Source organism: Lysobacter niastensis (assembly GCF_015453285.1).
GTDB classification, from domain to species: domain Bacteria; phylum Pseudomonadota; class Gammaproteobacteria; order Xanthomonadales; family Xanthomonadaceae; genus Lysobacter_J; species Lysobacter_J niastensis.
On the sequence record NZ_JADLZT010000005.1, the window covers coordinates 264633 to 273977 of the forward strand.

Sequence of the window (9345 nt, forward strand, 5' to 3'; positions counted from 1 at the left end):
CCGGCGAGTTCATCGCCGCGCTCGACCTTCATGACTGGACATTAAAGGCGCGGCGCGACCGAAACACCCCGGACACGGCCCGTTTATCACAGGTCGCTCATCATGCGGGTTTCCTCCGCAAAAACGATAGCCATTGCAGATGGGCAAGCCATTGATACGTTCGTCGGATCGACGTGGCGGCGCCAGCGAAGGGCAGTGTTTTCTTTACACGTTGCCGTGCCGCGACGAGGACCTGGTTAAAGTCGGGTTCTCGCGCGATCCGCTGGCGCGGATGGAATCGCTCCATGCCCGGTACTACGACTTCTTCGATCTTGACCGCGGTTTCGTGGTCGAGATCGACACCGTGAGCGAGGCGAGGCGATTCGAGCTCCGACTGAAGAGCGCGCTTGCCCAGCACAACGCTCCACAGCCATTGTCGATCCACGATCCTGCCGGTGGATCCACCGAGTGGTATCGCGGTGCGTACGGGCGCCTGATGGAGGAAGCAGAGATGCTGGAGAGCGACGGTTTCACCGTCCACCATCCGTTGCGTGATTGGATCGGGCCGCGCCTTGCGATGCGCAGCGATCGACTGTACGGCTGGGGCGAGGTGGTGCTGACGGCCGTCGAAGGCGAGCCGTCGGACCTGGATCTTCCCGAGTCGAAGAGCCTGCGCGCGAAAGTGCTCTCGACGCTGGATGCGTATTCGGCGCTGGACATCCCGCTCGCACCGCTGCTGCCCGATGCCGTGATGGCGTGGTACCGGCGGGAGTGGAGCGCCACCCATATCGATCCGTTGCCGGGAGAAGCCGATGACGCCATTGGACAAAGCCATTAGACGGCAACTGGACATCGGTGGCGTGCGCTACACGCTGCTGATCGATCCCGATGGCTTGCGCCTGACCGAAAGCGGCCATCGCAAGGGCATCAGCCTGTCCTGGCGCGACCTGGTGTCGGGCGACGCGGCGCTGGCGACGGCATTGCAGGCTTCGGTGAAGGAAGGTTCCGGGGCTGAGTCGTAAGTACCAGGCTTACCGGGCGGACGGAGAACCGTTGTCGCGGGGGCGAGCCTGATCGCCAGCCCGGCTTGCCGCTGGCGTGATCCGCCAGATGACGTTGCCTACGTCGTCGGCCACCAGCACCGCGCCCTTGGCGTCGCTGATAACGCCGACCGGTCTCCCGCGCGCATTGCCGTCGTTGTCGAGAAAGCCGGTGAGTACGTCGACGGGTGCGCCACTCGGGTGGCCATCGACGAACGGAATGAAGATCACCTTGTAGCCGCTGTGCGGTTTGCGGTTCCACGAGCCGTGCTGCCCGATGAAGGCGCCATGGCGGTACGGGGAGGGCAACAGCATGCCCTGATAGAACGAAAGCCCCAACGACGCGGTGTGCGGGCCGAGCGCGTAGTCCGGCACGCGTGCGGTCGCCACCAGCTCAGGTCGGGGCGGTTTCACGCGCTCGTCGACGTGAGCGCCGAAGTAGCTGTATGGCCAGCCGTAGAACGCGCCGCCATGCACTTCGGTCAGGTAGTCGGGCACCAGGTCGCTGCCGATCTCGTCACGTTCGTTGACGACGGTCCACAGCGAGCCGGTCTCCGGCTGCCAGTCCATCCCGTTGGGATTGCGAAGGCCGGATGCAAAAACGCGGTAGGCGCCCGCGACCGGGTCCACTTCGAGGATCGCGGCGCGGTCCTTCTCCTCCTCCATTCCGTGCTCGGCGACGTTGCTGTTGGAGCCGACGGTCACATACAGACGTCGTCCGTCGCGGCTGGCGATGACGTTCTTGGTCCAGTGGTGGTTGCGCTTGCCACCGGGTAGCGGCGTCACCGTCGTCGGCGATGCCGTGATCCTGAGTTGACCTGGCGAGTAACGGTAGCGCACGAGCGCATCGGTATTGGCGACGTAGAACTCATCGCCTACCAGCGTCATGCCGAACGGTGAGTTCAAGCCTTCGAGGAATACGGAGCGCACCTCGGCGCGACCATCGCCATCGGCATCGCGTAACAGGGTGATGCGATTGGCGCTCGGCACCGCTGCACCGGCCCGCTTCATCATCTGCTTCATCACCATGCTGCGTATGCCGGCAGGCGCGTCCTTGGGCCGCGGCGGTGCATTGGATTCGGCAACGAGGACGTCGCCACTGGGCAACAGATAGAGCCAGCGTGGATGTTCCAGGCCCGTTGCGAATGCGTCGACGGCGAGGCCGGTGGCCGCGACAGGACGTTCGGCATCGCGCCAGCCTACGCGAGGTGCGACGTTGACGGTGGGGATGAGTGTCTTGTTCGGCGGGGGCAGGGTGGGCTTCGGTCCGAAGCCGTCGCTGACCGGCAAGGTCGCCTGCTCTCCGCAGGCTGACAGCGCCATCGACAAGGCCAGGCAGATCGCCGTCGAGCACAGGGGTGGGGGCGTGCGTGCAGGCATGGGTACCTCATCCTGAGCCCACACCGTACGACAACGCCGGTGGAGGCGGCGTAGCGCCGCAGTGAACAGCCAGTACCGGGGACGTTTCCGTCCCCGGTACTTCGATAATGGTATGGAGGAGTACCCGACCCGGACTGCGCGTCATTCCTGCGCGGCTGACCGTGGCTCGCCTGGCCCTGCGTCGAGGGTGAGGCTTCCACGTATCGTCGTCTCTCCAGCGTCAGGTGTGGGACCAGTTGTCACTCGTGATCGCTGGACCCGGTGCGGGAACGCGAAGGCATATTGGTGGCTGGCTTGTCCTTGCCGGTGCTCTGGCGCTGGTCGTCCCGGTTGGGGCGGCCCTGGGTCTGTTGTGTGCTGGAGCCCTGACGGTCCTGATCATGGCGGGGCGGCTGGCTCGGCTGATTCGGCTTGTTGGGGTTGTTAGGGTTCTGCATGCAATTTCTCCGTGGTTGCGCGAAGGGTGTCGTCTTCGCGCGGAGAACCATGCATGCCAAACCGTTACCGTTGCGCGACGCGTGCGTTAGACCGAATTGCAACGTGAGGAGCATGTGGACGACGCGGCGCGATGAACTGAACTGTTCACGTTCCTCCTTCACTCCGGATTTCCTCCACCACGCTATATAGAAACCTGACAGGGCACAGGTTTCATTGCATCGTGGGGAACTCTCGTGAACAGCCGCGAATTGCTGCAGGCGATCATCGATAGCCCCACGAGTCACGCCATCATGTTCATGGGGCCAGATGGCGTGATTCAGCTCTGGAATTCAGGGGCGGAGCGCATATTCGGCTATGGCGATGAGGAGATCGTCGGACAGCCGGCCGATGTGTTGTTCGTGCCGCAGGACCTCGAGGATGGCGCGCCGCAGACGGAACTGGATGACGCGCTGCGCACCGGGTGCGGCGGGGATTTCCGGTGGCACGTGCGCAAGGACGGTTCGACGTTCTGGGCCGACGGCATGATCTATCCGGTTCGCAGCCGAAAGGGAGCGCTCATGGGGTTCGTAAAGATCCTCCGCGACGCGACGGAACAGAAGCGCGCCGAAGAGCAGATCTCGAAACTCGCACTGGCGGACGTGCTCACCGGCTTGCCCAACCGGGCCGAGTTCATGACCCGCCTGGAAGAGGCGGCAGCGCTGTCCGAACGCAATGGCCATTCGTTCTTCGTGATGCTGATGGACCTCGATCACTTCAAGAGCATCAACGACCGTCTCGGCCACCTCGGTGGCGATGATCTGCTCAAGCAGGCCGCGGCGCGGATGCGGTCGGTGGTTCGCGAGACCGACGTGGTGGCGCGCCTGGGTGGCGACGAGTTCGCGATGCTGGTCAGCGATGCCGACGGCGGACAGGTTGGCAGCGCCATTGCCGAGAAAGTGCTGGCCGCGATGGCGGAGCCGTTTCGCACGGACGGGCACGAGGTAAGGACGGGCGTCAGCATCGGGATCAGCGTGTTCCCCAGCGATTCCACCGACATCGAGCAGCTGCTTCGCAATGCCGACGCCGCCCTCTACAAGGCGAAGTCGGAGGGGCGGCATGGTTATCAGTATTTCACCGAGATCATGGACTTCCGTGCCCACCAACGCAGCCGGGAGATCCAGATGCTGGCGCGTGTGTCGCCGCGCCACTTCCATCTGATGTACCAGCCCGTAGTGGACGGGGCCGGCAATGTGCTTGCGATCGAGGCGCTGCTGAGGTGCTCGCATCCGTTCTTCGCGAGTTACCCGGTGGAGCGGCTGGTGGGGCTGGCCGCCGAAACCGGCCGCCTGCGCGACATCGGCATCCGATCGGTGACGAAGGCCTGCACGCAGGCGGCGAAGTGGCAGCGCGAAGGCTGGCCCCAGCTGCATCTGGTGATGAACTTCTGCAGGGTGGAGATCGGTGCGGCTGGGCTGGCCGAAAGGATCGCCAAGACGGTCGTCAAGACGGGCTTTCCCCTCGAATGCTTCGAGGCCGACTTCCCCGAGGATCAGTTGCATGGCGGCCGTCGCGACGAGGTGACACTGCAGGAGATCCGCGAGGCCGGGCTGGCACTGACGATCGACGATTTCAGCGGCACACAGGTGGGGCTCACGCGGCTGGCATCGACGGCGGCGCGGATCAAGATCGACCTGAAGCACTTTCCCGGATTCCCTTCCGATCCCGGCGCCTGCGCGGTGCTGTCGGCAACCATCCAACTGGCCCATGCACTCGGGCTGCTCGTGGTCGTGGAGCGCGTGCAGACGCCGGCGGAGGCGGACTTCATCCGCGACCGTTGCGATGCGATGCAGGGGTTCCATGTTGCCGAGCCTATGACGGGGTCGGACATGGGCCACTGGCTTGCGGCGCACCGCACCGGGCTGGTGGCATGACCGTCACTCCAGGCGGGTTGGCCTGAACGGCCGTTCCGCCTGCGTTGGTCATGGGCAAGGCCACTCAACGGCGGACGATGGACGCCTTCAACTACCTTGCGGTCATGGTATCGGTGGTCGTGGGCCTCGGGCTCACGCAGATCCTTGCCGGTGTCGGTAACTTCGTGCAAATCCGGCGTCGCGTGAAGTTCTACTGGCTTCACGGTGTCTGGGTCGTCCTGCTGATCGCGCTGCACCTGCACATGTGGTGGTCGTTCTGGCTGTTGCGCGTGGTGACGGACTGGACGTATGGGCTGTTCGTGTTTGTCCTGATCGGGCCGGCGGCGCTGGTGATCGCCAGCCATGTGATCGTGCCGGAGCTGATCGACGGACGAATCGATGTCGAGCGTCACTACTTCGACACGCGGGGCATCTTCTTCGGAATGCTGGCGTGCGCCGGCGTCTGGGCGATGTTCATCGAACCGTTGACCGGTGTGCGCACATTCTTCGTCGGGTTCCGGATGCTGCAGGTGGTCGGAACGAGCTTGATGATCGGCTGCGCCATCCTCGAAAGCCGGCGCTTCCACGCCATCGCGACCGGCGCGATATGCGTGCTGTTCGTCATCGCCGTCGGCTTCACCCGGCTGCACCTGGGGCAGATCGAGCCCAGATTGTGATCGCGTACGCAACGCACGTGCATATAACGTGCCCGACTTCGCTGACCTGCGGTTCACGCTGCTGAATCATGGGTCGTGCGCCGTGCAGGGTTTCACGTCGATGTGGCGCAGCCGTGGTAACCATGTGCGCGGGGATGGAGGCTCAGATGCTCAACGTGCCAATAGAAGGTGATCTGGATCTGGTGGAAGCGCGGGTCAGGAAGCTGGCCCGGTCGGCAGTCGATACGAGCGACCACCAGAAACTCCGTCAGCTCTGGTGTCTTCTCAGGAATGCCGAGGTGCGCAGGGTCGCTGGCGACGCAGACCGGTTACGCCGGTTGCGTGACGCGGTTGCGGCGGACCTGGCCAGGATGACGTGACCGTCCGGGGCAAATCCAACGATCTGGTCCGGCTTGCATCCGGCGATGGGCCAGTGTCGAGCGTCCGTCATACAAGCTGAATTGTTCAGCCGGCATGTTGACGCTGCGTCGACATGCGGCAATGCATGGCAGGAATTGCGTCACAATCCTGTCAAATGACGAACAAATTTCCGTGGGAAGAAATCCAGCGCCGTATCCAGTCCCTGCGTGACGAGATGCCGCAGCTGATCGAGCAGTTTCCAGTGCCCGGGGATCTGGTGGTGCGCTTCTCCGAGAAGGCCGGCGAGATCCTGGAGGCCGTGGAAGAGGCGCACCTGGACGATGCATCCGTGCTTATCTGCGACATCCTCTTCGACCACGAGTACGTGGACATCCGCGGCGATGGCGGAACATACCTCGTGCGCGGAGACGTGAACGAGTAGGGCGAATCACTGTCTCCAGCAGATCACTTCTCGAGGAGATAGAGGAACTCGGTGACGTGCTTGGACCGGTTGCCGAGGTTTCGGCTGCCGCGGAATACGTTGTAGGGCGTCTCCAGCACCGACAGCTCGCCATTGCGCTTCATGATTTCCAGAAAACGCGCGTGCGGGATGAAGCCTTCGGAGTTGTAGGAGACCATCACGAACTTCGCCGGGCACCGCTCCACGACCTCAAGTAGCGCCGCTTCGGCTTCCCTGCGCCGGTTGTAGCGGCTTCGGTTCCAGCCCGCAGGGATGCCGGAGACCTCGCTCATGTCCGCAGGCCGCTCGTACGACGCGAGCAGGTTGAGCATGAAGTAATTCGAGCCGTACGGGTGCTGGTTGTAGGGCGGATCCAGGTAGGCGAGGTCGAACTCGCCGCAATCCCGTTGCGAGAGAAGTTCGTTGGCGTCATGGCGGACGACCGAGACCTCACAGGAGAATCGGGAGAAGACCGGGGATTCGATCTCGATCTCCTTCGTGATGCGCGACAACGCGTCCTGTCCGTGGCCGCCGAACCGGCCGATCCCGTCCCTGGATTTATGGAAACCCTTGAAGACCCCCGAGGTATTCGCGTGCACGGAGGCCTTGGCGAGCAGGGGCGCGAGGAAGAAATGCTGGATGTTTCGCGGTAGCCGGGCTATCTGCTGGCGCGCGGTGTCCAGGTACTCGGCGTTCCTTCGCGTGTAGAACGCGCGTTCGCCGGGGCGGATGTCATCGTCCGAAGCGGGGGCATAGAGTTCGGCGATGAAGCCGCGGGTCCAGTTCCGCGCGATCTCTTCCTGGAGCTGGCGGTGCGCGTCGGTGAGTTCGCGCAGGTCCACGCCAGCGGGATTGGTGAGATAGCAGCGGTTGGTGATCTCGCTGTAGAGCTCGAGATCGTTGGCGACCAGCCGGCTGGAGTGCTGCTTCATGAAGCGCGCCACGACGCCCGTTCCCGAGAACAGGTCGAGGCAGGCGAGCCGGTGCTTCGACAAACGTTGCTTGACCCGGGCAATGCCCTGGCCGATGAATGGAAGCAGCGCCCGCTTGTTGCCGATGTAGGTGATGAGCTGGCTTTGCAGGTACTCGGCCGATTCGTCGGTGAGGGCCTCTGCGGCCACGTACAGGTGTTCGCCCACGTTCCCCCAACAAGCCTGCCGGCGCCGTTGAATGCGGAAGCATGGTGCCACAGCGCCGCCGGATTACGGCTGGCTGGCGGCGCCCCGAGGGGGCTGAGTGCCATTTTGTCGCCCACATCACCTGCCTCTGTGCCACCTTCTGGCACGCTCGTTGAAGCAGGCCAGCCACTAGCTTGGCGAGCGGATGCAGGCAGGCGAATGTAGACAGGCCAGGCTACCGACGAGAGACAGACAACCATGAAGAAAGCTGCCACGAAAGGTGAGGGTGCCTCGGGAGAAAATCCCTCACGTCTGATCGACGCAAGAATCAACGAACTGGACGACTGGCGTGGCGAGACGCTCGCCCGGGTGAGGGCGCTCATCATGGAGGCGGATCCAGAAGCGGTCGAGGAATGGAAGTGGCGGGGCGTCCCGGTGTGGTCGCACGACGGCATCATCTGCACCGGCGAAACCTACAAGAGCGCCGTGAAGATGACCTTCGCCAAGGGCGCCGCGCTGGAGGACCCTACGGGACTCTTCAACTCCAGCCTCGAAGGCAACACCCGTCGCGCCATCGATATCCACGAGGGCGAAGCGATCGATGAGAAGGCCTTGAAGTCGCTGATCCGGGCCGCCGTGGCGCTCAACGCGTCAACGCGCTCGCAGAAGAAGGTGAGGAACGCCTGACCGGGGTTTCAGTCCGGTACGCGATTGCCGGGCGCCTGCGCAGCACGAAACAAAGGGCCAGGTGAGAGCCTGGCCCTTTGGCTTGAGGTCACTTCTCCGTTTCCTCAGCGATCGCCACCGTATCCCCGCTGCTGGGCTTGTCGGACTGGACAGGCACCATCGCTGCCCGCTGGGCCTGGACGCGCGCCAGGGACGCCCTGACGCGGGGCTCGATGCGGTCGTACGAAGTCCGGTACTGCGGGAACTGGGTGCGGCTCCCCAATACCATCCGCACTTCGTTGATCGAGACGCCGGCATCATCGGCGACCTGCTGCAGCATCTCGCGTTCGCCTGCGCCGGCATTCAGCCCGATGCCACAGAGAACCAGGCCAGCCAGCCACGTCGCCCTCATGCGTTTCATGGTGTGCACCTCTCGCGCGGTCGGGGCGCGGTGCCGGCAGAACGAGGTATTCCCGCTGCAACTCTGGATACGGAATCCGGCACCCACGATTACGGCGTCGCGCCTGATCGTGTCGCCGGAGACCAGGGCGAGGCGCCAGCAGGATTACGCGGTGCCGTTCGCGGTGCGCATTCAGTAATCGGCGCCGCCCAGCACGGAACGCAATACGTGCAACTCCTCCATCAGGTCCGCTTCGCTGCCGGTGGTATCGGCAAGTTCCTCGCGCACGAGTTCGCGCAGGCGTACGCGTAGCCGATGCACCGACACCGCGATGGTGTTGGCGCGCACGCCCAGTTCCTGGCTCAGCCGGGTGTAGTCGGCGGAATCGGCCGGTTCGGCGATGTATGCCTCAAGCCGATCGAACAGCTCGCGCTTGCCCGCACGCTGCGCTTCATCGCGCAGCCTGTGGTAGCTCCGATCCAGTACGGTCAGTGCCCACGCCCGGTCGAAGGCCTGTTCCGGCGAGTCGTTGTCCGGTGCTGCGACATCGGTGCACGGATCCATGGTGGCCTGGCGCTGCCCACCACCCCGCTTCTGTGCACCGGTCGAGTGCCGGGCGTCGATCAGGAACCGCTGCAGCGCGGTCAGCAGGAAACTGCGGAAACGCCCGCGCGCCGGATCGACGACGGTGTCCCATCGGCGTTCCAGCAGGCGGGCGAAGAAATCCTGGGTGAGGTCTTCGGCATCGTCTTTGGAATACCCATGCCGGCAGACGTAGGCGAGCACCGGCCCGCGATAGGCGCCGCAGATCTGCTCCAGCGCCGTCCGTGCGGTCTCGGGCTGGCGCGCCTCCAGGATCAGGCTCCAGCGCGTGGTGTTGAATCGGGTCACAACGGTTTCCCCCGTCGCGCGGGCGCAGAGCGTCCGGTAGAGGCGTACAACGCAGGCGAGACTCTCCT

General features: G+C 64.1%; 12 protein-coding genes. 7 read left to right on the forward strand and 5 right to left on the reverse strand.

Annotated features, from left to right (window positions below; translation table 11 throughout):
• The first annotated feature begins 139 nt into the window (after positions 1–139).
• Complete coding sequence (locus tag IU514_RS10490; protein ID WP_194931054.1) at positions 140–817, forward strand: GIY-YIG nuclease family protein; 678 nt, start codon at positions 140–142, stop codon at positions 815–817.
• Positions 792–1001 (forward strand): hypothetical protein, encoded by a 210-nt coding sequence (locus tag IU514_RS10495; protein WP_194931055.1) that lies wholly within the window; start codon positions 792–794, stop codon positions 999–1001. The genes IU514_RS10490 and IU514_RS10495 overlap by 26 nt, the downstream gene beginning before the upstream one ends.
• Before the next feature lie 9 nt (positions 1002–1010).
• Here the strand turns inward: IU514_RS10495 and IU514_RS10500 are convergent, their stop codons facing one another.
• The gene (locus IU514_RS10500) at positions 1011–2399 is read right to left on the reverse strand and encodes a PQQ-dependent sugar dehydrogenase (protein ID WP_194931056.1); all 1389 of its coding nucleotides are present in this window, start codon (positions 2397–2399) and stop codon (positions 1011–1013) included.
• A gap of 239 nt (positions 2400–2638) precedes the next feature.
• Entirely contained in the window at positions 2639–2836 is a 198-nt protein-coding gene (locus tag IU514_RS10505) for a hypothetical protein (protein ID WP_194931057.1), read from the reverse strand.
• Between the two features lie 234 nt (positions 2837–3070).
• Between IU514_RS10505 and IU514_RS10510 the strand changes: the two genes are divergently transcribed.
• The 4 genes from IU514_RS10510 to IU514_RS10525 all read left to right on the forward strand — a co-directional run bounded on the left by IU514_RS10510 (position 3071) and on the right by IU514_RS10525 (position 6184).
• The gene (locus IU514_RS10510) at positions 3071–4747 is read left to right on the forward strand and encodes a diguanylate cyclase domain-containing protein (protein WP_194931058.1); all 1677 of its coding nucleotides are present in this window, start codon (positions 3071–3073) and stop codon (positions 4745–4747) included.
• 50 nt (positions 4748–4797) lie between these two features.
• A complete protein-coding gene (locus IU514_RS10515) occupies positions 4798–5403 on the forward strand; it encodes a hypothetical protein (protein WP_194931059.1) in 606 nt (201 codons plus the stop codon).
• Positions 5404–5549: 146 nt separating this feature from the next.
• Positions 5550–5762 (forward strand): hypothetical protein, encoded by a 213-nt coding sequence (locus IU514_RS10520; RefSeq protein WP_194931060.1) that lies wholly within the window; start codon positions 5550–5552, stop codon positions 5760–5762.
• 155 nt (positions 5763–5917) lie between these two features.
• Positions 5918–6184, forward strand: coding sequence for a hypothetical protein (locus IU514_RS10525; protein WP_194931061.1), 267 nt, complete (start codon positions 5918–5920; stop codon positions 6182–6184).
• A gap of 23 nt (positions 6185–6207) precedes the next feature.
• Here the strand turns inward: IU514_RS10525 and IU514_RS10530 are convergent, their stop codons facing one another.
• Positions 6208–7341 carry a DNA adenine methylase gene (locus IU514_RS10530; protein ID WP_324187814.1) on the reverse strand — a complete coding sequence of 378 codons (1134 nt, stop codon included), beginning with the start codon at positions 7339–7341 and terminating at the stop codon, positions 6208–6210.
• 237 nt (positions 7342–7578) lie between these two features.
• On the opposite strand from IU514_RS10530, the gene IU514_RS10535 reads away from it, so the two are divergent.
• Positions 7579–8007, forward strand: a complete 429-nt coding sequence (locus tag IU514_RS10535) for a DUF1801 domain-containing protein (RefSeq protein WP_194931062.1) — start codon at positions 7579–7581, stop codon at positions 8005–8007.
• Positions 8008–8095: 88 nt separating this feature from the next.
• Here IU514_RS10535 and IU514_RS10540 read toward each other — a convergent pair whose 3' ends face one another.
• Together IU514_RS10540 and IU514_RS10545 are read right to left on the reverse strand one after the other, a co-directional pair.
• Positions 8096–8407 carry a hypothetical protein gene (locus tag IU514_RS10540; protein ID WP_194931063.1) on the reverse strand — a complete coding sequence of 104 codons (312 nt, stop codon included), beginning with the start codon at positions 8405–8407 and terminating at the stop codon, positions 8096–8098.
• Between the two features lie 171 nt (positions 8408–8578).
• Positions 8579–9277: an RNA polymerase sigma factor gene (locus IU514_RS10545; protein ID WP_194931064.1), complete on the reverse strand. Its 699-nt coding sequence runs from the start codon at positions 9275–9277 to the stop codon at positions 8579–8581.
• Positions 9278–9345 lie beyond the last annotated feature (68 nt).